The 23,753-nt window shown below is 67.7% G+C and carries 18 protein-coding genes and 1 pseudogene; 10 read left to right on the forward strand and 9 right to left on the reverse strand.

Annotated features, from left to right (window positions below; genetic code table 11):
- Positions 1 to 89: 89 nt before the first annotated feature.
- Positions 90 to 1,751: an HNH endonuclease signature motif containing protein gene (locus tag ACX5I6_RS02085; RefSeq protein ID WP_461839294.1), complete on the reverse strand. Its 1,662-nt coding sequence runs from the start codon at positions 1,749 to 1,751 to the stop codon at positions 90 to 92.
- A gap of 228 nt (positions 1,752 to 1,979) precedes the next feature.
- Here ACX5I6_RS02085 and ACX5I6_RS02090 point away from each other — a divergent pair, with 228 nt between their 5' ends.
- The 6 genes from ACX5I6_RS02090 to ACX5I6_RS02115 all read left to right on the forward strand — a co-directional run bounded on the left by ACX5I6_RS02090 (position 1,980) and on the right by ACX5I6_RS02115 (position 8,688).
- Positions 1,980 to 2,438: a hypothetical protein gene (locus ACX5I6_RS02090; RefSeq protein WP_461839295.1), complete on the forward strand. Its 459-nt coding sequence runs from the start codon at positions 1,980 to 1,982 to the stop codon at positions 2,436 to 2,438.
- Positions 2,439 to 2,612: 174 nt separating this feature from the next.
- Entirely contained in the window at positions 2,613 to 3,515 is a 903-nt protein-coding gene (locus ACX5I6_RS02095) for a MurR/RpiR family transcriptional regulator (protein WP_461841649.1), read from the forward strand.
- A gap of 61 nt (positions 3,516 to 3,576) precedes the next feature.
- A complete protein-coding gene (locus ACX5I6_RS02100; RefSeq protein WP_461839296.1) occupies positions 3,577 to 4,488 on the forward strand; it encodes an NAD(P)-dependent oxidoreductase in 912 nt (303 codons plus the stop codon).
- A gap of 36 nt (positions 4,489 to 4,524) precedes the next feature.
- Entirely contained in the window at positions 4,525 to 6,072 is a 1,548-nt protein-coding gene (locus tag ACX5I6_RS02105) for an aldehyde dehydrogenase family protein (RefSeq protein WP_461839297.1), read from the forward strand.
- 7 nt (positions 6,073 to 6,079) lie between these two features.
- Complete coding sequence (locus ACX5I6_RS02110; protein ID WP_461839298.1) at positions 6,080 to 7,309, forward strand: amidohydrolase; 1,230 nt, start codon at positions 6,080 to 6,082, stop codon at positions 7,307 to 7,309.
- Positions 7,306 to 8,688, forward strand: coding sequence for a DUF3100 domain-containing protein (locus tag ACX5I6_RS02115; protein WP_461839299.1), 1,383 nt, complete (start codon positions 7,306 to 7,308; stop codon positions 8,686 to 8,688). Before ACX5I6_RS02110 ends, ACX5I6_RS02115 begins: the two co-directional genes overlap by 4 nt.
- Positions 8,689 to 8,848: 160 nt before the next feature.
- Here ACX5I6_RS02115 and ACX5I6_RS02120 read toward each other — a convergent pair whose 3' ends face one another.
- The 4 genes and pseudogenes from ACX5I6_RS02120 to ACX5I6_RS02135 all read right to left on the reverse strand — a co-directional run bounded on the left by ACX5I6_RS02120 (position 8,849) and on the right by ACX5I6_RS02135 (position 14,357).
- Entirely contained in the window at positions 8,849 to 10,906 is a 2,058-nt protein-coding gene (locus ACX5I6_RS02120; RefSeq protein WP_461839300.1) for an ABC transporter ATP-binding protein, read from the reverse strand.
- A pseudogene (locus ACX5I6_RS02125) lies at positions 10,903 to 12,650 on the reverse strand (ABC transporter ATP-binding protein). Before ACX5I6_RS02125 ends, ACX5I6_RS02120 begins: the two are co-directional and overlap by 4 nt.
- 150 nt (positions 12,651 to 12,800) lie before the next feature.
- Positions 12,801 to 13,892 (reverse strand): SDR family oxidoreductase, encoded by a 1,092-nt coding sequence (locus tag ACX5I6_RS02130; RefSeq protein ID WP_461839301.1) that lies wholly within the window; start codon positions 13,890 to 13,892, stop codon positions 12,801 to 12,803.
- A 267-nt stretch (positions 13,893 to 14,159) separates the two neighbouring features.
- The gene (locus ACX5I6_RS02135; RefSeq protein WP_018760931.1) at positions 14,160 to 14,357 is read right to left on the reverse strand and encodes a hypothetical protein; all 198 of its coding nucleotides are present in this window, start codon (positions 14,355 to 14,357) and stop codon (positions 14,160 to 14,162) included.
- Between the two features lie 344 nt (positions 14,358 to 14,701).
- Here ACX5I6_RS02135 and katG point away from each other — a divergent pair, with 344 nt between their 5' ends.
- The gene (gene katG, locus ACX5I6_RS02140; protein WP_461839302.1) at positions 14,702 to 16,996 is read left to right on the forward strand and encodes a catalase/peroxidase HPI; all 2,295 of its coding nucleotides are present in this window, start codon (positions 14,702 to 14,704) and stop codon (positions 16,994 to 16,996) included.
- A gap of 73 nt (positions 16,997 to 17,069) precedes the next feature.
- Here katG and ACX5I6_RS02145 read toward each other — a convergent pair whose 3' ends face one another.
- Complete coding sequence (locus ACX5I6_RS02145) at positions 17,070 to 17,462, reverse strand: nuclear transport factor 2 family protein (protein ID WP_461839303.1); 393 nt, start codon at positions 17,460 to 17,462, stop codon at positions 17,070 to 17,072.
- 149 nt (positions 17,463 to 17,611) lie between these two features.
- On the opposite strand from ACX5I6_RS02145, the gene ACX5I6_RS02150 reads away from it, so the two are divergent.
- Positions 17,612 to 18,151 (forward strand): GNAT family N-acetyltransferase, encoded by a 540-nt coding sequence (locus tag ACX5I6_RS02150; protein WP_461839304.1) that lies wholly within the window; start codon positions 17,612 to 17,614, stop codon positions 18,149 to 18,151.
- Positions 18,148 to 18,450 (forward strand): antibiotic biosynthesis monooxygenase family protein, encoded by a 303-nt coding sequence (locus ACX5I6_RS02155; RefSeq protein ID WP_461839305.1) that lies wholly within the window; start codon positions 18,148 to 18,150, stop codon positions 18,448 to 18,450. Before ACX5I6_RS02150 ends, ACX5I6_RS02155 begins: the two co-directional genes overlap by 4 nt.
- Positions 18,451 to 18,767: 317 nt before the next feature.
- Here ACX5I6_RS02155 and ACX5I6_RS02160 read toward each other — a convergent pair whose 3' ends face one another.
- The 3 genes from ACX5I6_RS02160 to ACX5I6_RS02170 form a co-directional block, all read right to left on the reverse strand.
- Complete coding sequence (locus ACX5I6_RS02160; protein ID WP_461839306.1) at positions 18,768 to 20,381, reverse strand: AMP-binding protein; 1,614 nt, start codon at positions 20,379 to 20,381, stop codon at positions 18,768 to 18,770.
- Between the two features lie 88 nt (positions 20,382 to 20,469).
- Positions 20,470 to 21,129 carry a response regulator transcription factor gene (locus ACX5I6_RS02165; RefSeq protein WP_461839307.1) on the reverse strand — a complete coding sequence of 220 codons (660 nt, stop codon included), beginning with the start codon at positions 21,127 to 21,129 and terminating at the stop codon, positions 20,470 to 20,472.
- On the reverse strand, positions 21,122 to 22,474 hold the full coding sequence (locus ACX5I6_RS02170; RefSeq protein WP_461839308.1) for a sensor histidine kinase: 1,353 nt from the start codon (positions 22,472 to 22,474) through the stop codon (positions 21,122 to 21,124). Before ACX5I6_RS02170 ends, ACX5I6_RS02165 begins: the two co-directional genes overlap by 8 nt.
- Before the next feature lie 166 nt (positions 22,475 to 22,640).
- On the opposite strand from ACX5I6_RS02170, the gene ACX5I6_RS02175 reads away from it, so the two are divergent.
- Positions 22,641 to 23,744 carry an ABC transporter permease gene (locus ACX5I6_RS02175; RefSeq protein ID WP_461839309.1) on the forward strand — a complete coding sequence of 368 codons (1,104 nt, stop codon included), beginning with the start codon at positions 22,641 to 22,643 and terminating at the stop codon, positions 23,742 to 23,744.
- The last annotated feature ends 9 nt before the right edge of the window (positions 23,745 to 23,753 follow it).

The raw sequence follows: 23,753 nt of genomic DNA on the forward strand, positions 1-23,753 counted from the left end.
GCATCCGCCGTCGCCCCCCTTCGCTGCATCGGCCGCTGCGTCGGCGCGGCAGTTTCGCCGCTGCAGTGTTCTAACTTTGTGCCGTGGCGTCACGAGGCGAGGTACGCCACGATGATTTCCTCGAAGGGGCTGGCCCCACCCGGCGGGCAGCCCGGCGGAACGATCCATTCCGCTGCCGGGAATCCGGGCGGCCATTGCGGTTTCTGCCAGTCAGGTTGTTCGGCCGGATAGTGACGGCCGGCAGGGGAAGTCCATCCGGGTGACTCGTTCATGGTGGCCGGGGTGGGCGTCCATGTGGAGCCGTGTTTCAGGCGGTGGTGCTTGGGGCACAGCTGCCCCAGGTTGCTGATTCCAGTGGTTCCACCGTGTTGCCAGGCGGTGAGGTGGTCTGTTTCGTTGTCCTGGGTGTGGTTGCTGCAGCCGGGGAAGGTGCACCTGCCGTCACGCATCCGGATCCACCGCTTCATGCTTTCCGGCAGCCGGTAGCTGGTGCGTCCGATTTCCAGCGGCGCCCCGTCCCGCGGGTCCACCAGCACCCGGTAGAACGAACCAGCCCCGTCTGCCACAAGCCTGCGCGCCATGGACGCCGGAATGGGACCAAACCCGTCAAGGTCGGCCGGTTCATCCGTGAGACCCAGAAGGGAAAAGACGGGCACTGTGACCAGGACGTCTGCTCTTGGTGTGGGAATCCTGCCCAGGTCAACGGCGTAAGGGTTGCCGTCCTCGGTAAGGGGGCCGTTGCCGGCATCGAACGAGCGGCCGGCATCGTGGCCGACGTCGCCAGCGGCACCGGGGTCCGAGGCGTCGCGGTTCGAGGCGTCGCCGGCGGCACCGGGGTTCGAGGCGTCGCGGTTCGAGGCATCTCCCGCAGCCCCGGGGTTCGAGGCGGCACCACCCGCGCCACCCGCCCTGGCACCCACCAGGAGTGCGGCCGCGACATCGGCACGCAACTGGGTCAGGGTCCGGTCCTCCCCGGGGCCCTGCAACCCGCGGGCCACAGCGGACGCCTTATTCCACACCGCGCAGGCCGTGTCGCCGGGAAGGTACAGGGAAAGCCACGCCATGCCGTCCACGTCCGGCCGGTATTCCATCCGCCGGTCCGCCACGCCAATGGCGTGCCGCTCTTCCAGCGACTCCGGAAAGGTGCGCTCCCGCCACGCCCGGACCTTCCGCCGGAAGCGCGACGGCACGAGGTCTCCTGGCGCTGCGCCGCGGGCAGGGTTCGGATCCTCGGGGTCGAAGAAGTGGGCCACCAAAGCCGCAGCACGTGCGGGATCGAGCCCTGTGGTTTCGTCGACCACGGCGCGGGCGTGCTGCCATGAAATCGTGCCCGCCTGCAACGCATCCAGAGCCGCCGGCAACGTGGTGGTCAGCGCGTGGGCCTGCCCCAGCAGGGCCGATGCGGCGCGTTCGCCGATGGTGAGTACGCAGGCGATCTCCGCCACCATTGTCATTTCCTGGGCTGATTCCCTGTAAGCGCCGGCCGGGGGTGCCTCCAACAGGGTTGCCGCCTCCGCGTGGACGGCGATCATCCGGACCTTGGCCGCCGCAGTTGCCGCCTCGATCCGGGCCAGCAGTTCCAGTCCCTCAAGGGAGTCTTGGGACAACTCCCGCAACGGATCAAGCCCTGCGCCAGCCGGGCTGCCTCCGGCCACGACCCGCTCCAATTCATGGAGCAGCCCGGCCACAGAAGCGACCGCAGAGGCGATTGCCGCCCTGCCTCGCGCACCTGCCCCCACACCGGTTTCCATAACCAAAATCTTCGCAGCAGGGTCTGACATTTTGGGGTGAGGCCAACAACCTGCACCCCGGTTGGAACAGACAACCCGCGAGGCATCCAAGTAGCCGCGCGGCAAGGAGGCGTACGACGGCGGGTGCCCACCCGCCGTCGTACGCCTCGCCAGGGTGCTGAAGGGAGCCTGCGGGTCCGGGTTCTGGGTCGTAGGCTGGGATTTCAGCTTTCTGTAGGGGGAACAGAAATGAAGCACATCATTACCTTTGGCACGTCCGCTGCAGTCCTTTTGGCCGTGGCGGCCTGTTCAGCTCAAGATCCCGCGCAACCGCCGGCCGAAAGTCCTGCTCCGGCGGTCCAGCAGGAGCTCACCACCAAGCTGCTCGTCTCGGACGGCGGCACCAAGGCCCTCACGGTCGAGAGTGCACCGTCAGGGCCGCGGGTGGAAGCCACGGTGGCGGGACAAATTTCCAGGGATGGCGCCGGGTGCGTCATCCTGCTTGGGAAGGACGGCACCGACTGGACCTTGATCTTTCCGGCGGGCACCAGTTTGGACGGGGAAGTGGCGGTGTTGCCCGATGGCTCGACCTTGACCCGCGGGGACCAGGTAAGCCTGGACGGAACCAGGATTCCCGCCAACGAGGGCGCGAGCATGTGCTTGAACTACGCAAGGCTCTTGTCGGTTGAAAGGGCCGTAGCCGGCTAGGTTTTACATCCCCGAAACGCAAAACACTGTTCGCAAACGAAATTGCAGAGTACATTTGATGCAATTGCACTTGCAGAGTGATCTGCGTTACAGGACAGGCCCACCGTGAACCCCAGCGCTTCCACAGAGCAGGCAGAAGAGCAGGCACCAGAGCAGCCAACCCAGCCGGAAGCAGTGTCAGCAGCAGAGCCGGCACCCGGGCACGCCGCCGAAGCTGACGGCAACGGCTCCGGCATCAGCTCCCACGCATGGCTTGGTGATGCCCTGCCGGACGTTGCGCTGACCAAGGCCCAGAGCCGCGTGGTGGAGGTCATCCGCCGCAACCCGCAGCTGTCCTCCTACGCGGACATCGCCGAGATTGCCCAGCGCGCGGACGTGAACAGTTCCTCCGTGGTCCGCACGGCACAACACCTGGGCTACCGCGGCTGGCCTGACCTGCAGCGGGAACTCAGGTCCCGCTACCTGGTGATGATCTCCACCGAGGACACCCTCACCGAGCACGGCGAAACCCGCAGCCCGCTGTACGAGGCCATAACCCACGACATCGAAAACCTCCGCCTGACGCTGGACTCGAACACCCCCGAGGAAGCCGAGGCGGCCATCGCCGCGCTGGCGTCAGCGAAGTCCATCACCGTCGTCGGCATTGGCTCCTTTGCCGGCCCCGCCAGCGTCATGGCCCACTTGGGTTCCACCATGGGTTACCCGATCAGCCTGGAAAACCGCGCCGGCCCCCACTTGGCGTCCAGCACCAACAGCCTTGGGCCGGGTGATGTCCTGGTGGTGATCAACATGTGGCGCTCCGTCAAGCAGATCATCATCGCCGCCGAAGCCGCGAAAGAGGCGGGCGCCACGGTTATTGCCATCAGCGACCTGCGCCGCGGCCGCCTGGCCACCGCCGCGGACCACCTCCTGGTGGTCGCTTCCGAAGGCATCTCCTTCTTCCAGTCCGTCACCGCCGCAAATTCCCTGGTCTACGGCCTGCTGGCCGGCATGGAGGCAGCACATCCGGAGCGCAGCCGGGCCACCATCCGCCGCACCCAGCAGCTCTGGAAAGACCTGGACATCTACCTCGACTAGCTGCGCCGCAAATACAGAACCGCGCACGCACAACCACCAACAGCCACCCAGGAGTACCTCTATGAACGAGCCACAAAACAACCGCGTCGCCGTTATCGGCCTCGGCGCCATGGGCGGAGCCATGGCCGCCACCCTGCACAAGGCGGGCTGGGACGTCACAGGCTTCGACCCCTCGGAAGCCGCCCGCCAAGCAGCCGCAGAAACCGGCATCGGAACCACGGACACCCTGTCCAGCCTGGCCGGAACACCCTACGCAGTCCTCTCACTGCCCGCTGCCGGCATCGTCGAAACCACCGTGCCGCAGCTCCTGGCCGGCACGGGAACGGTCGCCATCATTGACACCACCACCTCCGAACCCGCCACCAGCAAGCACATGGCCCAGCTCGCGGAGGCCGCCGGCGCGGCGTTCATCGACGCCCCCGTTTCCGGTGGCCGCGACGGCGCCGCAACGGGAACGCTCAGCGCCTTCGTTGGGGCCACGGACGCCGCGCTGAAAGCCGCCGAACCAGTTCTGCTGGCGCTCACCGGCGGCAACTACAGCCACATCGGCGGCCCCGGCAGCGGCAACGTGGTCAAGCTCCTCAACAACGTCCTGGCCGCCGCGAACCTCGCCTCCGTGGGCGAGGCACTGGGCGTGGCCAAGGCCTACGGCATCGACCCCGCCACGGCAGCGGCCAGCATCAGCGGAGCCTCCGGCGGCAGCAAAGTCTCGGCCGCCATGTACCCCAACTGGGTCCTCACCGGCACGCACGATTCCGGCTTCTCCATGGGCCTGATGGCCCGGGACGCCGCCCTAGCCATGGACGTTGCCGCCCAGATCGGCGAGAAGCCCGCGCTCCTGGCCGCCGTCGCCAACCAGTGGCAGGACGCCCTGGCAGTCCTTGGCCCACGGGCTGACTTCACCGAGATCGCCCGCACCGTGGCCCCCGCCATCACCCCGGCCGGCGCCCCGGCCTCCAACTCCGCGGCCTAGAGCCACCAGCGTCAACATCCCCAAAGGAACAAGAACTTGAGTATCACCACAGCACCCACCTCCTCTTCCACGGCCACCGCCAGGTCGGTCCTGGACGCCGCCTTCCCGGCGGGCCTCGGCGCGTTCGTTGACGGCCGCGTCGCCACCGGCAGCGGAGACAGCATCACCCTCACCGCCGCGGCCACCGGCGAGCCGTTCGCCACCTACGCGGACCCCGGCGCCGAGGGTGCCAACGCCATACTGGAAAGTTCGACGGCGGGTGCCCGGGTTTGGGGCGCGCTGAACGGCTTCGAGCGGGCCGCCATCCTCCGGAACGTCAGCCGCGCCGTGGAGCAGCACGCCGAGGAACTGGCCATCCTGGAGTCCGCCACCACCGGCAAGCCCATCCGGGACGCCCGGGCAGAGGCCGCCAAGGTATCAGAAATGTTTGGGTACTACGCCGGGTGGGCGGACAAGCTCACCGGGCAGACCATCCCCGTCCCCGGCAACTGGCACACATACACCGAGCGCGTGCCGTGGGGCGTCGTCGTCGCCATCACTCCATGGAACGCTCCCCTGTTCACCGCCGGCTGGAACTCCGCCGCCCCATTGGCCGCTGGCAACGCGGTGATCATCAAGCCCAGCGAATTCACTCCGGCTTCCTCGGTCAGGCTGGCCCAGATCGCCCATGAAGCGGGCTTGCCGGCGGGCGTCTTCAACGTTGCCGCGGGCCTGGGCCAGACCGTGGGCGCGGCACTCACCACCGACCCGCGGGTGGGCAAAGTCAGCTTCATCGGTTCCGTCCCCACCGGCCGACGGGTCGCCGTGGCCGCGGCCCAGGCCGGCATCCCGGCCTTGCTGGAGCTCGGCGGCAAGAGCGCCAATATCGTCTTCGCCGACGCCGACCTGGACCGCGCCGCGGACGGCGCCATCTCCGCCATCTTCTCGGGTGCCGGCCAGTCCTGCGTGGCAGGGTCCCGGCTCCTGGTGGAGCGCAGCGTGCGCGCCCAGTTCGTGGAGATGGTCGCCGCCAAGGCCGCAAGGCTGCGCGTGGGTGATCCGCTCAGCGCTGACACCGAGGTGGGCCCCATCATCACCGCGCAGCAGTTTGCCACGGTCACCGGCCTGATTGAGGCGGGAATGGACGACGGCGGCCGCCGCCTCACCGGGTCCGCGTTGCCGGAGGCGTTGAGCGGCTCGGCGCTGAAGGGCGGGCACTGGGTCATGCCCACGCTGCTGGATGGCGTCACGCCGCAGAACCGGCTGGAAACCACCGAAGTGTTCGGCCCCGTGGTGGGCGCGGATGCATTCGATACCGAAGCCGAGGCAATCGCCCGCGCCAACAACACCAGCTTTGGCCTGGCCGGAGCGGTGTGGACCTCGGATGTGTCCCGCGCCCACCACGTGGCCCGCGCGGTCAAGGCCGGCACGTTCTGGATCAACTCCTACAAGACCATCCACGTGGCAGTCCCGTTCGGCGGTTTCGGCGATTCCGGCCACGGACGTTCTTCCGGCCCGGGCGTGCTGGACGAGTACACCCAGACCAAGGCCGTGTGGGTGCCAACGCGCGCCGCCGGATCCCCCTTCCCGTCACTGTCCTACTAGGAGACCCGTGCATACGACTGACACAACAACCCCCGCCGCAGGTGCGCGGCGCACTGCCTTGGCGGACGGCGTCGAACGCTGGAAACCGCGCGTTGAGGCGCTGGCCAAGGACATCCACGGCTTCAAGGAACTCTCCTTCGAGGAAGTGAGGTCTGCCGAGGCCATCACCACGCTGCTGGCTGAGGGCGGCTTCGAGGTGGAGCACGGCAGCGCCGGGCTGCCCACCGCCTTCGCGGCGACCGCCGGCAGCGGCGACCTGACCGTGGCGCTCTGCGTGGAATACGACGCGCTGCCGGGAATCGGGCACGCCTGCGGGCACAACCTGATCGCCGGCGCGTCGGTGGCCGCGGCCCTTGCGCTGCAGCCGTACGTGGATGAGCTGGGCATCACGCTCAAGGCCATCGGCACCCCCGCGGAGGAGCACGGCGGCGGCAAGGCGCTGATGCTGGAGCAGGGAGCGTTCGACGGCGTGGGGCTGGCTTTGATGGTCCACCCGGTCCAGGACGGGGTCACCTACAACCCGGCCGGGACCAGCGCCCAAGCCGTGGGCCGTTACAAGGCGACGTTCACCGGCAAGGCCGCGCACGCGGCTGCGGCCCCGCACCTGGGCGTGAACGCCGCCGATGCGGCGGTGCTGAGCCAGGTGGCGATCGGGCTGCTGCGCCAACAGATCCCGTCCGACCACCGGATCGCCTGTTTTGTGGCGGAGGCCGGCCACGTCACCAACATCATTCCGGAGAAAGCCGTGGTGGAGTTCGAGTGCCGGGCCTTCACCCTGCCCGAGTTCGAAGCGCTGCTGGTGCGGGTGCGGCGCTGCTTCGAAGGGGCGGCGCTGGCCACCGGCACCACGCTGGCGTTCGAGGACACCGAACCGTTGTACGAGCCGCTGATCCAGGACGACGACCTCGCCGCGCACTGGACGGCAGCGATGGACGCGTTCGGCAAGGACACCTCCCCTGCGGCAGGCCTGAGCGGCGGTTCCACGGACATGGGCAATATCTCCCAGGTCATCCCGTCCCTGCACCCGTGGCTGAGCATTCCCGGTGCGGACGTTCCCATCCATTCGCACGCGTTCGCCGCCCTGGCGAACACTCCGCAGGCGTACGGGGTGATGTTCGAGGCCGGCACCGCGCTGGCCTGGACCGTTGCCGCGGCTGCCTCAACCCCCTCCCAACGTCAACGCTTCACCCAAGCGGCGTACCGCCGTCGTACTTTCACCCAGGAAGGCGCATCATGAGCACTGTCACTACAGCCCGGACCGATAAAGCCGGCACCAGGCTGACCATCCCCATTGCCGCATTGGCGTTCGTGATTGCCCTCGCCGTCCAGTTCATCGGGCAGGCGAAGATCGACCTGGGCATCGGCGCCATCATCATTTTCCCCATGGTGTGGGGCCTGATCCTGGGCCTGCTGGTGTCCATCCAGAAGTTCAAGCCGCTGGGCATCGACCTGCAGCGGGTGGCGGCGGCGCTGGTGGGCGTGGCCGTGCTGCTGCTGGTGGCGCGGCTGGCGTTCAACATCGGCCCCAGCCTGCCCACCCTGTTGAAGGCGGGCCCGGCGCTGCTGCTGCAGGAGGTGGGCCACCTGCTGGGCACCATCGTGCTGGCGCTGCCGCTGGCTGTGCTGCTGCGGATGGGCAAGGCGACGGTGGGTGCCACGTTCTCGCTGGACCGTGAGCCGTCCTTCGCGATGGTGTCCGAGAAGTACGGGCCGGACTCTGACCAGTACCGCGGCGTGCTGGCCATGTATGTGTTCGGGACGCTGTTCGGTGCCGTTTTCATCACGCTGCTGACCTCGCTGGTGGCCAACTGGAAGATCTTCGATCCGCTGGCGCTGGCCATGGGTGCCGGCGTGGGGTCCGGTTCCATGATGGCTGCGTCCGTCGCGAGCATCACCGCCGCGTACCCGGGCGACCAGGACGCTGTCCTTGGGATGGCCGCCGTGTCCAACCTGATCACCACGGTGCTGGGTGTGTACGTGGGCATCTACATTGCGCTGCCGCTGGCGGACAAGTTCTACCGGGTGCTGACGCGGAAGCAGGCGAGCCGTGAGGTGGTTGCTGCCGGTGCTGGTGCTGGTGCTGGTGCTCCCGCTGTATCTGCTGCCGACGCCGAGCGCGAGGCCGCCCAGGCTGAGGAGAACCGGCTGTTCCGTGAGCGGGTGGCGGAGTCCTCGGCCGAGATGAAGCTGCCGCTGTGGCTCTCCCTGTCCGTGCTGACGGTGCTGGGTGTTGGAACTGCTTCCGTTGCGGCGAAGGGGTTGTCGCTCTCGATCGTGCTGGGGTACGTGATCCTGCTGGCGCTGGTCCTGGTGAGCATTGGGCTGGCCAAGGTCACCCGTAAGATCTCGGCGATCGTGTTCATCACGACCATCGGCGCGTACATCTCCAGTCCTTGGTTCTTCGGGGCCGAGGCACTGAACGCAGCGGTCAAGACCGTGGACTTCCTTTCGATCGCCACCGTGATGCTGACCCTGGCCGGCCTGTCCCTGGGCAAGGACATTCCGCTGCTCAAGAACATCGGCTGGAAGATCATCCCGGTGGGGCTGCTGGCCATCACGGCCTCGTTCCTGCTGTCCACGGTGATCGCAGAGTTCGCGCTGGGGCTGTGGCACTGAGGTAGTCACCCCCCCCTGTTGGGGCTTGGGCGGAGCGGACGACGGCGGGTGGGCACCCGGCGTCGTCCGCTTTTGGTTTGGCGTGGGATGGGCGGGTTCAGTTCCCGCCAGTAACCGTGGACCTGCCCGGCGGGGCGATGCGCCCTAGCGATGCTGAGTCTTAAACCTCCGCCACCGGCGCCGCGAACTGCGCCTCGTACAGCCGTGCATAAGCCCCGCCGGCAGCCAGCAGTGACGCATGGTTCCCCTGCTCCACGATCTGCCCGGCCTCCATCACCAGGATGAGGTCGGCGTCGCGGATGGTGGACAGGCGGTGCGCGATGACGAACGACGTCCGGTCGGACCGCAAAGCGCTCATGGCCTTCTGCACCAGCACCTCGGTCCGGGTATCCACCGAGGACGTCGCCTCATCCAGGATCAGCACCGACGGCCGGGCCAGGAACGCCCGGGCAATCGTCAACAGCTGCTTCTCGCCCGCGGACACGTTCGCGCCCTCGTCGTCCAGCACGGTGTCGTACCCTTCGGGCAGCGAGTGCACGAACCGGTCCACGTACGTGGCCCGCGCAGCCTCCAGGATCTCGTCCGAGGAAGCGGTGGGCCGGCCGTACGCGATGTTGTCCCGGATGGTCCCGCCGAACAGCCACGTGTCCTGCAACACCATTCCCATCCGCGAGCGCAGATCGTCCCGGGTCATGGTGGTGATGTCCACGCCATCGAGCGTGATCCGCCCGGCGTCCAGCTCGTAGAAGCGCATCATCAGGTTCACCAGCGTGGTCTTGCCCGCCCCGGTCGGCCCCACAATCGCCACCGTCTGCCCCGGCTCCGCCACCAAGGACAATCCGGAAATCAGCGGCTTGTCCGGCGAGTAGGAGAAGGACACATCCTCGAACACCAGCCGCCCGCGCCCGGCACCATCCGGACTCTGCAGCGAAGAACCAGAAGGATCAGCAGACTGCTCCTCCGTATCCAGCAACTCGAACACCCGCTCGGCAGAGGCCACACCCGACTGGAGAAGGTTGGCCATGGACCCCAGCTGTGCCAGCGGCTGCGTGAACTGCCGCGAGTACTGGATGAACGCCTGTACATCGCCCAGCTGCATGGCACCGGAGGCCACCTGCAGGCCGCCCACCACCGCGATCCCCACGTAGACCAGGTTCCCGATGAACGTCATGGCCGGCATGATCAGCCCGGAAATAAACTGCGCACCGAAGCTCGCCTCATACAGCTCCGCGTTCTTCTGCCGGAACCGCTCCCCCACCTCACGCTGCCGGCCGAACACCTTCACCAGCGCATGCCCGGTGTAAGTCTCCTCGATCTGGCCGTTCAGCTCGCCCGTGTTCTTCCACTGCTGCACGAACAGCTTCTGCGAGCGCTTGGCAATCAGCGCTGTGATCCCCAGCGTCAGCGGAATGGTCACCAGGGCGATCAGCGCCAGCGTGGGCGAGAGGATGAACATCATCACCAGTACGCCCACCACGGACAGCACGGAGGTCACCGCCTGGCTGATGGACTGCTGCAGGCTCTGCGAGATGTTGTCCACATCGTTGGTGACCCGGCTCAGCAGCTCACCGCGCTGGATCGAATCGAAATAACGCAGCGGCAGCCGGTTGATCTTCGCCTCGATCTTCTCGCGCAGCCCGAACACCGTCCGCTGCACCACGCCGTTGAGCACATACGCCTGCCCCCACATGAAGGCCGACGCCAGCACATACAGCACCAGCGCCCAGGTCAGCACGCTGCCCAGCGCCGCGAAATCGATCCCCGCACCCGGCGTCAGCGTCATGGCGCTGAGCATGTCCGCCTTCTGGTTCTCCCCCGCCGCCCGCAGCTGCGCAATCAGCTGCGCCTGCGTCACGCCCGGCGGCAGCTGCTTGGACACCACGCCGGAAAAGATCAGGTTGGTGCCCTCACCCAGCAGCCGCGGACCAATCACCTGCAGCACCACGCCGGCCACGGCCATGACCAGCACCAGCATCAGCCACAGCCGCTCCGGCCGCAGGGTGGCCAGCAGCCGCTTGGCCGAGGCGCTGAAGTTCATCGCCTTCTCCGCCGGCACGTTCATCCCGGCAAACGGTCCGCCACGTCCGGGTCCGCCGGCCGGGCGCGGAATGCGTACGACGGCGTCCTGGCCGCCTTTCCCGCCACCTGCGGTTCCAGTGGGCACACCTCCGCCCGGGCCGGCTCCGGCGGGGCGGGTTCCTGCGCGGTGCGTGCTCATACCGTCTCCTCCGCTGCCAGCTGGGACGAGACAATCTCGCGGTACGTCTCCGACGTCTCCAGCAACTCGTGGTGCGTGCCGTGCGCAACGATCCTGCCGTCGTCGAGCACCAGGATCTGGTCCGCCTCCACGATGCTGGACACGCGCTGGGCGATGATCACCATGGTGGCCCCCGCGGTGTTGCGCTTGAGCGCCTGGCGCAGCCGGGCGTCCGTGCCGGTGTCCAGGGACGAGAACGAATCATCAAAGATGTAGAGCTCGGCCGTTTCACCAGGGCCCGGGCGATGGCCAGCCGCTGCCGCTGCCCGCCGGAGACGTTGGTGCCGCCCTGCGAGATGGCCGCGTCCAGCCCCTCCTCCATCTGCTCCACGAAGTCGCGTGCCTGCGCGATTTCCAGCGCGGTCCAGAGCTCGTCCTCTGTGGCATCCGGGTTGCCGTACAGCAGGTTGCTGCGCACAGTCCCGGAGAACAGGTACGGCCGCTGCGGCACCAGGCCGATGTGCCCCCAGAGCAGGTCCGGATCCAGGTCCCTGACGTTCACACCGTCCATCAGGACCGCCCCGGAAGTAACGTCGAACAGCCGCGGCATCAGGTTCACCAGGGTGGTCTTGCCCGAGCCCGTGCTGCCAATAATTGCCGTGGTCTCCCCCGCGCGGGCGGTGAAGCTGATTCCGGACAGGACCGGCTGGTCGGCACCCGGGTAAGCGAACCCGACGTCGCGCATTTCCAGCTCGCCCCGCCGCGGCTTGCCGGCGAACGCCGCGCTGGTGACCGGGTTCTCCGGCGGCAGGACACTGGAACTGGTGCCCAGCACCTCGCCAATGCGGTCCGCGGACACCGAGGCGCGCGGGATCATTACCGCCATGAACGTGGCCATCATGACGGACATCAGGATCTGCATCAGGTAGCTCAGGAACGCGATCAAGGTGCCCACCTGCATGGACCCGTCCTCGATCCGGAACGAGCCGAACCAGATCACCGCCACGCTGGAAATATTCAGGACCAGCATCACCACGGGGAACATGAGCGCCATCAGCCGGCCGGCACGCAACGCGACCTCCGTGACGTCCGTGTTGGCACCGGCGAACCGTTCCGTCTCCATGTCCTCGCGCACGAACGCCCGCACCACCCGGATACCGGTGAGTTGCTCGCGCAGGACCCGGTTCACGGTGTCGATCCGGGCCTGCATCTTGCGAAACAGCGGCACCATCCGGGTGACAATGAGCCCGACGGCGATCAGCAGCACCGGGACGCACACCGCAATGAGCCACGACAGTTGGGCGTCCTGCCGGATGGCCATGATCACCCCGCCGATGCTGAGCATGGGCGCGGCAACCATCAGCGTGGCGGACATCAGCACCAGCTGCTGGACCTGCTGGACGTCGTTGGTGGAGCGGGTGATGAGGCTGGGCGCCCCGAACTTGGTGACTTCCTGCTCGGAGAACTCACCCACCCGTTCGAAGATGGCGCCGCGCAGGTCCCGGCCCAAGCCCATCGCAGCCTTGGCGCCAAAGTACACGGCGATAACGGCACACACGATCTGCGCCAGCGTGATCAGCAGCATGAAGCTGCCGGTGGACAGGATGTAGCCGGTGTCGCCCCGGGCTACGCCCTGGTCAATGATGTCCGCGTTCAGCGTGGGCAGGTACAGGGACGCGATGGACTGCGCCAGCTGGAAAACCACGACGGCGGCCAGCAGCGGCCGGTGCGGCCGGAGGTATTCAACGAGTAGCTTCCAGAGCATGGGCGGCTCCAACCTGACGGTGTGTCCACAAACGTGGTGCGACAGTCAGTGTACGTCCGGAAACTGGGACTTGGCCGGGCGTTGCTGGAGGAAGTTTCAGGGTTCACTGACGGCGTACGGCAGGCCGTTTTGTGAGCCCTCTCGTCGCCCTCAGGGAATCAGATTGTCGGCGCGGTAACGGTCAAACAGTGCCGTGAAGGAATCCAGCGTCCGCCGGTATCCCGTGAAGCCGGCGTCCCTGCTCTTGCCCATGTCCGTGACCACTTCGATGCCGCGCCCCAGGTCGCCGTCCGTGTGCCACCAGGACGCCACCCGGTCCAGTTCCGGTTCGCTGAGGTTGTGGTCCGCGGCAATTTTCCGCCATTGGTCCGCCCGCCCCGCCATGGACTGTTCGAGGGGACGGGGCGCATCCTGGTAGCCCTCCCACTCCACGCCGAAGTAGGCCGCGAGTTTCGGCCACATCCAGCGCCAGCGGAAGACATCGCCGTTCACGATGTTGAAGGCCTCGTTGGCCGCCGCCGGCGTGGTGGAAGCCCACAGCATTTGCTCGGCAAGCAGCCCTGAGTCCGTCATGTCGGTCAGGCCGTTCCACTGCGTCTCGGAGCCCGGGAAGACAAACGGCTCCCCGCTGTCCCGGCACAGGGTGGCGTGCGCCGCAAGGGTGAGGCCCATGTTCATGGCGTTGCCCACCGCGTGCCCGATCACCGTGTGCGCACGGTGCACGGACCAGGTGAATCCCTGCCGGGCCGCTGCCGCCCAGAGCTCATCTTCCTGGGCGTAGTAGAAGTTCCGGACCGGAAGGCGCGGTTCCTCCTCGTGGAAGGGCGTGTCCGGCATTTCCCCTGCGGCGTACGCTTCGAACGGTCCAAGGTAGTGCTTGAGCCCGGTCATCAGGGCGACGTGGGCCACGTCCTTTCCCCGGAGGGCGGCGAGGAGGTCACGCACCATGCCTGCGTTGACGGCGATGTTCTCTTCCTCGGTGGCTCGCCGCGACCAGGCGGTGAAGTACACGTGGGACGGATTCTCCGGACCAAGCACAGCGGCCAGCGATGACGCCGAGGTCAGGTCTGCGGAGAGCCACCGGACGCCGGGGCGCTCGGCTCCGGGCCTGCGGGACAAGGCAAGGACTGCCCAGCCTTCGCCCACCAAGGTGTCCACCAGGGCGGACCCTGCGATGCCGGTGGCACCCACCACCAGCGCGGTCCGTCCGTTGCCTGCTGTTGTTCCTGATCCGATGGTCATGGTGCTCCTTCTCTAGGTGCCGGGAGTCTCCGCGCGCCGACGCGGCCTTCCGCTGTGGCGGAAGGCCCGCGCTGCATCGCGCCGGGAGGTTGGGCCGCCGGCTTGTGCCGATGACGGCCCTCTTGCGACAAGCCGCAGCCTCCGGCAGATATTCCGTCCCTAGCCGGCAGCCGTTCCGGGCGCAGCGGGCCAGACCCTTTCGCCGAGCGCGATGACCGGCGCCAGGGCCGGGTTGTCCGAGTCCCCGGGCCAGGCCAGGAGCAGGGCTTAGAAGGTGCCCGTGGTGTCAGGCTCGATCGCCCAAGCAAGCCGGTGGAGCGCACTCGCCAGCCGGCCGCGCAGGATGGACCAGCGCGACAGGCCGGGTTTCTTCACCCGGACCCGTTTGGGCGCGCGCGGCAACGCGCTGGTGGCAGTATCGTCGCTCCTCGCAAGGAAGAGGGCTACAAAGCTTGAACCGTCCATGGAGTTGTTTCCTGAAATTGTGAAAAGTCTCCACGCAAGAGGTGGGACCGGATGGTGTGGGCTCGGATCCGGGCGCACCTTGCAGGTCTTGGACCGCGGGATACGTGGCACCGCTCCGATATGCGGGCTTGTGCCGGACTGGCACGAAGGAGGCCGCACTTTGATTATGGAACGGGCAACGGGAGATCTCCCAACCGGTTGACCAACTGTTACGGATACTCCGGACGCACCCGTGGGGCCGCAAAATGGGGGGCGCCTCCCCTGTGCCTCTATGTTCCAATGGGAGGGTTGCACCGGCTGCCCGAGTCCAACCGCGGCCTCGGCCCAACGGAAGGAAGAAGCACATGACCGAACGCCCAGACCATCCCCCGGTACCCGCTCCCGGAAGCGCACAAAGCCCGGAGCAGAATGCCGGGGACGGGTGCCCGGTGGCCCATGGAAGCGCCACGGCCCAGGGCAGCGAGAGTGAAAACCCGGCCATTGATACACCCCAGCCCAAGGGAAACCGGCCGCGGACCAACCAAGACTGGTGGCCCAACCAGCTGGACCTTTCCGTTCTCCACGCCCACGGACGGTCCAGCAACCCGCTGGGACCTTCGTTCAGCTACCGCAAGGAATTCGAAAGGCTCGACGTCGAGGCCCTCAAGCGGGACATCACGGAGGTCCTGACCACCTCGCAGGATTGGTGGCCGGCGGACTTCGGCCATTACGGCGGCCTGATGATCCGGATGAGCTGGCACGCCGCCGGCACCTATCGCGTCCATGACGGCCGCGGCGGGGCAGGCGACGGCGGCCAGCGGTTCGCGCCGCTGAACAGCTGGCCGGACAACGCCAACCTGGACAAGGCCCGGCGGTTGCTGTGGCCGGTCAAGCAGAAATACGGCCAGAAAGTGTCCTGGGCGGACCTGCTGGTCCTGGCCGGCAATGTTGCGCTCGAGTCCATGGGATTCACGACGTTCGGCTTCGCCTTCGGCCGGGAGGACGTGTGGGAGCCCGAGCAGATCTTCTGGGGCCCCGAGGACGCCTGGCTGGGCGATGAGCGGTACACCGGTGACGCGACGATGGCCGAGGACGTGGGCTCCACCGAGATGGGGTTGATCTACGTCAACCCCGAAGGTCCCAGGGGCAACCCGGACCCCGTGGCCGCGGCAGCGTTCATCCGCGAGACATTCAAGCGGATGGCGATGAACGATGAGGAGACGTTCGCGCTGATCGCCGGGGGCCACACGTTCGGAAAGACGCACGGCGCCGGTCCCGCAGACGCCCATGTGGGCCCCGAGCCGGAAGCTGCCGACCTGGAGTCACAGGGCCTGGGCTGGCTCAGCACCTACGGCAGCGGCAACGGTGGCGACACCATCACCTCAGGACTGGAAGTCACCTGGACGGACAAGCCCACGCAGTGGAGCAACCGGTTCCTCGAGATCCTGTTCGAATACGAGTGGGAGCTGGTCAAGAGCCCGGGCGGCGCCCACCAGTGGGTTGCCAAAGATGCCCCGGAGATCATCCCGGATGCCCACGATCCGCACAAGAAGCACCGCCCCACCATGCTGACCACGGACCTGTCGCTTCGTTTCGACCCCGCCTACGAGCAGATCGCCCGGCGCTTCCTGGCGAACCCGGACGAGTTTGCCCTCGCGTTCGCCAAGGCCTGGTACAAGCTGCTGCACCGGGACATGGGACCGGTGGGTCCGCACATGCTCGGGCCGTGGGTTCCGGAGGCGCAGCTGTGGCAGGATCCTGTTCCCGCCGTCGACCATGAACTGGTCACCGAACAGGACATCGCCCAGCTCAAGGCCAAGCTCCTGGATTCAGGCCTGACCATTCCGCAGCTGGCCGGGACGGCATGGTCCTCAGCCGCGACGTTCCGGAAGACCGATAAGCGCGGCGGCGCCAACGGCGCCCGCATCAGGCTGGAACCGCAGCGCAGTTGGGAAGCCGGCGAACCGGAGCAGCTGGCCACCGTCCTTCCCGTGCTGGAGCGCGTGCAGGAGGAGTTCAACGCGGCACAAAGCGGCGGCAAGAAGGTATCGCTCGCGGACCTGATCGTCCTCGGCGGCGCCGCGGCCGTGGAAAAAGCAGCCGCCGACGCCGGGTTCCCCGTCAAAGTGCCGTTCCGGCCCGGCCGCACCGACGCCACCCAGGAGCAGACCGACGTCGAATCCTTCCAATACCTGCAGCCCAGGGCAGACGGCTTCCGCAACTACCTGCGTGCCGGCGTAAAGCTCCAGCCGGAGACGCTCCTGCTGGACAAGGCGTACATGCTGGACCTCTCGGCGCCGGAGATGACGGCCCTGGTGGGCGGCATGCGCGCCTTGGGTACCAACGTGGGCGGCTCCAGCCATGGCGTGCTGACCGACAGGCCACAGCAGCTCACCAACGACTTCTTCGTCAACCTGCTCTCGCCCGGCACCAAGTGGAAGGCCTCAGAATCGGAGGAAAACGCCTACGAGATCACGGATGCCGCAACCGGTGAGCTGAAATGGACCGCCACCGCGGTGGACCTGGTTTTCGGTTCCAACTCGCAGCTGCGCGCCCTGGCCGAGGTTTATGCGAGCGAGGACGCCGGGGAGAAGTTCGTCAATGATTTCGTTGCCGCCTGGGCGAAGGTCATGGAGCTGGACCGCTTCGACCTGAACTGATTCGCCCGCGTTCCGGGCCGGCCACCTGTGCGGCCGGCCCGGAACGATGGCAGTTTTCCTGGCTGCTTCGGATTCAGGACCAGAACTCCGAGGCGGTGGCGGTGTCTTCCTGGAACTCGCTGACCTCGGTGACTTTCCCGTCCTTCAAGGTGAAGACCAGGACGCCGTCCTGCTTCATCGATTTTCCCTTTCGTTGCGCTTCAGCGGTCTGCAGGCCAATGGTGTGGTGTTCACCGGCGATCACGTCCCGCAGCTGAACTTTGACCGTTCCGCCGGACCGGGAAAACAGTTCGCCGAAATAGCCCATGACTTCCTGCTGGCCATGCTTGTCACCTGCAAGGCCGCCATTGCCGCCAACCCGGTAGACGGCATCAGGGGCGAACAGCCCCTTGAGGGTTTCCACGTCGCCCGTATTGAAGGCTTCGTAACCGCGCCGCACTACTGCCGCGTCTTCTTCAATTCCCATCTCGAACCCTTTCCGTCATCTTTCTCGGGGGTCCCAGCGATCGATTTTAAGTACGGCCGTGTTCCGTTGTCCATGGCGAATGCAGGCGTGCCCGGCCCGTTGCTCCGGGCCCACCGCGCCCGCCCTTGGGGCTCGGCTACGATCGTTGAATGGCCCATCTCACCAGCCCCGACGCAACCCTGCACGCCTCGTGGCTGGAGGCCGCCACGGAATTCGACGGAGCCCGCATGGATGGCGCCGGCCTTGACGGCTGGGCGCTGGAGGACTTCAAGGACCCCACCGTTTTTGCGCAGCTGGTCGGCACCCTCATCAACGACGCCAAACCGGAAACAGTGCGTAAACCCGGGTACGTCCCGTGCACCTACCTGTGGATCGTGGAGGGCACCACCGTCCTCGGCTCGCTGGCCATCCGGCACCACCTCAACGAGTTCCTCCTCAACGAGGGCGGCCACATTGGCTACAGCGTCCGGCCGTCGGCAAGGCGCCGCGGGCACGCTGCGAAGGCGTTGGCAGATGCGCTCCCGGTGGCCCGAACGCTCGGAATCGAACGGGTTCTCCTGACCTGCGACGAGGACAACTCCGGGTCACGGGCAACGATCGAAAAGAATGGCGGCCGCTACGAGGACTCCCGCAACGGCAAGCGGCGGTACTGGATCGGCGTCGGGGAAACTGCGGGGCCTGCAAGGTGATTACCGAACACGCCCTGCTCCCGGTGCTGCCGGGCCGGGAAACGGATTTCGAGGCGGCCTTCAACCAGGCCCGGGCGATCATCGCTTCAATGCCGGGTTTCCGAACGTTGTCGCTTTCCAGGTCGGTGGAGTCGCCGGGCACCTACCTGCTCCTCGTCGAGTGGGAGACCCTGGAGGACCATACCATCGGCTTCCGCGGATCCCCCGAGTACCAGCAGTGGCGCCAGCTGCTGCACCACTTCTACGAGCCGTTTCCGGTGGTGGAACACTTCGAGGCGGTGTCCTCCGCAGGACACTGAGTGAAGCAATATTGGGACAGCCCCCGCGCGAGTCTCGCTCCAGCGCGGGGGCTTCCAGTACTTCCTGCCGGGGAACTGGCCTGGAAGCACTTAAGAATTACCGGCCGGCGGGCGGCACCAACCCGTGTCCCGGACTTCTTTGGCCAATCTTGATCCAACCTTGAGCGCGGACAGGCAGGGCCTGCTCCCCGGCCCCGCCTGACCGGCAGGGGCAAGCGGGAACGCTGATTGGACCAGGAAACCACGACGGCGGCGCGCGGCTCCCATGGTTCCCAGCCTCGGGTGCCGTGCCACCGCCGTCGTCCGTTCCGGTCCTGCTAGCTGCCGGGGGAAGCGGCCCGCTGCTGCCGCAGGATGTAGCGCTGCAGCTTTCCGGACGGCGTCTTGGGCAGGTCCTCGACAAAGTGGATACGGCGTGGATACGCGTGGGCGGCGAATTGCGTCTTGACCAGGGCCTGGAGTTCGGCAACCAGGGCATCACTTCCGGTGGTCCCGCCGGCCAGGACAACGTAGGCTTCCAGGACTTCTCCGCGCAGTTCGTCGGGAGCGCCCACCACGGCGCTTTCCGCCACCGCCGGATGCGTGGACAGGACGCTCTCCACCTCGAACGGACCAATCCGGTATCCGGCCATGATGATCACGTCGTCATCCCGGGAAGAGAAGAAATAGAAGCCGTCCTCGTCCACCATGCCCGCATCACCGGTCAGGTACCACTTGCCGTCCGCGCTGAACCTCTCGGCCGCCTTCTCCGGCGCGTCCTGATACCCCCGGAACCACATCATGGGGCTCCCCGCCACGTCTACGGCAACGCGGCCCAGCTCACCCGGCGCGGCCGGTTCGTCAGCATTGTCCTTGAGGACCTCGCAGCTCCACCCCGGCAGGGGCCGTCCCATGGAACCTGGCCGCAGCTCCGTCCTGACGTCGTCGTGCCAGGCGTTGATGATCATCATCCCGTGTTCGGTCTGTCCATAGTGGTCCCGCACCGGAACCCCAAGCATTTCCCGGGCCCAGCTGATCACCTCCGGGGTCAACGGTTCGCCGGCGGACGAGGCGCGCCGAAGGTGGAAAGGACCTGTTCCTGCGCCGGCTTTCGCGCGCATGGTGCGGTACACCGTGGGAGCAGCGGCAAAGTTGGTGACGGAAAACGCCTCCAACACCTTGAAGCTGAGTTCCGGGGAGAAACCCGGGCGCAGCAGGAGGTTCCGCCGCCCCGCCGCCATCGGGCCCAGGATCCCGTAGTACAGGCCGTAGGCCCAGCCAGGGTCCGCGGCATTCCAGAACACATCCTCCTCGCTGACGTCCAGGCCCAGTTCGACGTACTGGCGGAAAGCGGCCAGCGCCCGGAGCGGCACCGGCACACCCTTGGGGGCGCCCGTGGTTCCGGACGTGAAGATCAGCACCAAAGCACCTTCACCGCCCACGGCTTCGGCCGCGATGCCCGGTTGTTGCCTGGCCAGGAGCGGGCCGAGCGCCACGTCGGGAAGGGAGGCCTCCGCACCGGCCACCACCACGGCGGCCCCGGTTTCCTGGATCTTCGTCCGCTGGTCGGGGTCGGTGATCACGGCCTTGGCGCCGGAGGCTGTGAGGCGAAGTTCGATGGCGGGCCACGCGAAGGCCGTGAACAGCGGGACGTGGACTGCGCCGCGCCGCCAGATGGCCAGGAGCATAACCACCAGGTCTGCCGACTTTCCCATCAGGGTGGCCACGGCATCCCCGGGCCCGATCCCCAGTTCCGCCAGGGCGGCCGCACCCCGCTCCGAGCGCTCCCGGGCTTCCCCGTAGGTGATGTCCTCCGCTGAGAGGTCCGCAGCAACCACGGTAAAGGCAACGCCGCCCGGATCGTGGCTGTCGCAGAGGAGCTCCGCAGCGCAGGCATCGGCCGCGCCATAGGTGGCAAGAAGGGCATCAACGGCGGGAACCGGACGGGACATTCGTTCTCCTTTGAACAGAGTGGCACGGGACTGGCAGCCCACGGTAGCAGTGGCCTCAGCCATCACAGTGGAATAAACCTACTGCAGCTCAGCCCCTGGCGCCCGGCGGCCGGATGATGCGCCGCTGGGTGGCTGCGGCGATTGCGGCCGTGCGGTTGTCCACGCCGAGCTTGCCGTAGATGTGCACCAGGTGGGTCTTGACCGTGGCCTCCGAGATGAAGACCTGTTTGGCGATGGCCCGGTTGGACAGGCCGGTGGCCAACAGTTCCAGCAGCTGGACTTCCCGCGGTGTCAGCGAAGTTCCGGGGTTGCTGATCCGGTCCATCAGCAGTGCTGCCGCCCGCGGCGCCAAGGCCGTGCCGCCGGCCGCGGCCTGCAGCACCGCCTGCCGCAGCTGTTCCGGGGGCGCGTCCTTCAGCATGTACCCGCTCGCCCCGGCCTCGACAGCGGCAAGGATGTCCGCGTCGGTGTCGTAGGTGGTGAGGATGAGCACCGGCGGGGCCGGGTGGAGCTTCCGGATCTCGGCAGTGGCGGTGACGCCGTCCATCCCCTCCCCCATCTGCAGGTCCATGAGCACCACATCCGGCATCCCGCCCAGCGCTGCCAGCCGGGCCAGTTCGTGCAGCGCTGCCCTGCCGTCGGAGGCTTCAGCGGCAATGGAAATGCCATCGAACCCCGTCAGCATGGCCCGCAGTCCGGCACGCACCACGGGGTGGTCGTCCACCAGCAGGACCCGGACCTCACTCATCGCTTCCTCCCTCCAACGGGGCAGCAGCGTCCGAAACGGCGTTGTCCACCGGCAGCCGGATGGCCACCACCGTCCCCTCCCCCGGTGCGGACTCCACCGCCAGCGAGCCGTTCAAGCCGGCAACGCGCTCCCGCAGCGACCGCAGCCCGAACCCGCTGCCGTCCGCCGCGTCCGGGGCACCGGCCGCACGTGACGGCTCAAAGCCCGTGCCGTCGTCGTAAATGTCCATGGTCACTTCGGTGCCAAGGAAGGCAAGCGTGACGACGGCGTTCGCAGCCCGGGCGTGGTCGCGGACATTGGCCAGGCTCGCCTGCGCCGCCCGCAGCAGGGCCACGCGCACGGGCTGGGGCAGATCCTGCGGCTCACCGTCCACCTCCAACCGGCACCTGAGCGCCAGCCCGGCGGCTGCGGCGCCGGTCTCCGTGGTCCCGCACAGCCGGCGCAGGGCCTCCACCAGCGTGGCCCCCTCAAGGTGCGGCGAGGCCAGCCCGCGCACAAAGCTGCGGGCCTCGGCGAGGTTGTCCGCTGCGGTCTGCTGCACCAGCGCCAGCCGTGCGGCCGCCGCCGGTTCGTCACCGCCGGCCAGCGATTGCTCGGCGGCCCGCCCCAGGAGCACGATGCTGGACAGCCCCTGCGCCAGGGTGTCGTGGATCTCCCGGGCCAGGCGCTCCCGCTCCGCCAGCACCCCGGCCTGGTGCTGTGTCCGGGACAGTTCCTCGCGGGTGCGCCGCAGCTCGTCCGCCGCACGCCGCTGGTTCTCGGCCTCCCGGTAGAGGGCCGCATAGGCAAGGCCCGTGATCACGGAGAACACCGCGCCCAGCACGGGCCCCACCACGGCGGCCGCAGGCGGGACCGGCGCGCCGCTCGCTGCCCACTGGGAGACGATCACCGCCACGGTCATCAGGGTGATCGTCAGCAGCGCCGCGCGCCGCGGCAGCAGGTGCAGATGCAGGAAGAAAATGGGGAAGGCCAGCCAGGCGAAGTCCGCACTTCCGGCCAGGAGCACCGCCCACAGCGCCGTGACCAGGCCCAGCCACAGGAGGCCGTAGCGGCGGGGGTTGAAGCCGATCCGGGCTTCGGCGTGCCGCTTTTCCAGGATGGTCCCCGCCAGGTAGATGACGGCCAGGACGACGGCGGCTGCCGCCCACAGCCAGCGCAGCGGACCGCCATCAAGGAACAACCGGACCAGGGCGACGGCCAAGAGCACCGCAAACCCGGCGTGCAGCGTAACGCGCAAGACCCGGAGGATCGCGGCCGATGACGCATTTTCCAGGGCGGCCAGCGGCCCCTTGGCCGGGGCGCCGCCGGTGTTCTGCGGTGACGGCGGCAGGGGCGTGGCAGGCATCTCATCAGCTTATGCCGGGCCCGCCGGTATGGGATCAACCAAAATGTTGACGGCGGGCTCAACCTTTCCATTCCTGCGGATCAACCGTCCCCGCGATGCCGCCGCAGGCTTCCGCCGGGAGAGTGGAAGGGCAAGATCATCCACCCCTGCTGAGAGAAGAAACAACGTGTTCCTGGCAATCCGCGATATCCGCTTCGCCAAAGGCCGGTTCGCCATGATGGGCGGCGTCGTAGCCCTGATTACCCTCCTGCTGGTCATGCTGTCCGGCCTCACGGCGGGACTCGCCGAGCAGTCGACGTCGGCAATCGGCAAGCTCGGTGCGTCTGCCGCCCGGCCAGTAGACGTCATCGCGTTCGGCGCCCCCGGGTCCGGCACGCCCAAGGCGTCCTACACGGAAAGCTCCGTGACGGCCGGGCAGGTGGCCCGGTGGAAGAACCAGCCCGGCGTCCAGTCCGCCGAACCGCTGGGCATCACCCAGACCCGGGCGCAGGCGGCCGGCGGCGCGGGGACCGCCAACGTCGCCGTGTTCGGGGTCTCGCCGGGCAGCCCGCTGGCACCGGTGGAGGTGTCCGCCGGAACCGCGGTGCTGGGCGCCTCGACGGCGGAGGCGCTGTCCGCGGGCCAGGGCGACAAGATCTCTGTGGGCGGCGTCGAGTTGGGCGTAGCCGCCGTGGTGCCGGACCAGTGGTACGCGCACACCAGCGTGGTGTGGACGGCGCTGCCCGCGTGGGCAAAGGTGGCGCACGTGTCCGACGGCGACCAGCTGGCCACGGTCATCGCCGTCACCTCCGCACCCGGGGCCGCCGTGGACGGGGCAGAGGCCAACGCGGCCGCAGGCACGGTCAGCGAATCCCGGACCGGTTCATTCCAGGCCCTGGGCTCCTTCAAGAGCGAGAACGGGTCCCTGACCCTGATGCAGGCCTTCCTGTACGGGATTTCGTCGTTGGTGATCGTTGCCTTCCTGACGGTCTGGACCATCCAGCGCACCCGCGACATCGCCGTGCTGAAAGCCATGGGCGCCCCCGGTTCCTACATCCTTAAGGACGCCATGACCCAGGCCGCAATCGTCCTCGTGGCCGGGGCCGCCATCGGTGGAGCAGTGGGCGTGGCCGCCGGTGCGCTGGCGGCCCAGGCTGCCCCGTTCCTGCTGAACGCCGGCACCACGGTGCTTCCCGTCGTCGGGATTGTGGCGTTGGGCCTGGCCGGCGCCGCACTGGCGGTCCGCCGCGTCACCAAGGTCGACGCGCTGCTGGCGCTCGGCGGCAACTAAATCCACCCT

The sequence above is a fragment of the Arthrobacter sp. MMS24-T111 genome, assembly GCF_054888995.1.

Coding starts and splice junctions, on each gene's coding strand:
- katG (WP_461839302.1), top strand. CDS start 14,702: ATGACCGAACGCCCAGACCATCCCCCGGTACCCGCTCCCGGAAGCGCA.
- ACX5I6_RS02145 (WP_461839303.1), bottom strand. CDS start 17,462: ATGGGAATTGAAGAAGACGCGGCAGTAGTGCGGCGCGGTTACGAAGCC.
- ACX5I6_RS02120 (WP_461839300.1), bottom strand. CDS start 10,906: ATGAGCACGCACCGCGCAGGAACCCGCCCCGCCGGAGCCGGCCCGGGC.
- ACX5I6_RS02130 (WP_461839301.1), bottom strand. CDS start 13,892: ATGACCATCGGATCAGGAACAACAGCAGGCAACGGACGGACCGCGCTG.
- ACX5I6_RS02150 (WP_461839304.1), top strand. CDS start 17,612: ATGGCCCATCTCACCAGCCCCGACGCAACCCTGCACGCCTCGTGGCTG.
- ACX5I6_RS02115 (WP_461839299.1), top strand. CDS start 7,306: ATGAGCACTGTCACTACAGCCCGGACCGATAAAGCCGGCACCAGGCTG.
- ACX5I6_RS02165 (WP_461839307.1), bottom strand. CDS start 21,129: ATGAGTGAGGTCCGGGTCCTGCTGGTGGACGACCACCCCGTGGTGCGT.
- ACX5I6_RS02100 (WP_461839296.1), top strand. CDS start 3,577: ATGAACGAGCCACAAAACAACCGCGTCGCCGTTATCGGCCTCGGCGCC.
- ACX5I6_RS02085 (WP_461839294.1), bottom strand. CDS start 1,751: ATGGAAACCGGTGTGGGGGCAGGTGCGCGAGGCAGGGCGGCAATCGCC.
- ACX5I6_RS02135 (WP_018760931.1), bottom strand. CDS start 14,357: ATGGACGGTTCAAGCTTTGTAGCCCTCTTCCTTGCGAGGAGCGACGAT.
- ACX5I6_RS02170 (WP_461839308.1), bottom strand. CDS start 22,474: ATGCCTGCCACGCCCCTGCCGCCGTCACCGCAGAACACCGGCGGCGCC.
- ACX5I6_RS02160 (WP_461839306.1), bottom strand. CDS start 20,381: ATGTCCCGTCCGGTTCCCGCCGTTGATGCCCTTCTTGCCACCTATGGC.
- ACX5I6_RS02090 (WP_461839295.1), top strand. CDS start 1,980: ATGAAGCACATCATTACCTTTGGCACGTCCGCTGCAGTCCTTTTGGCC.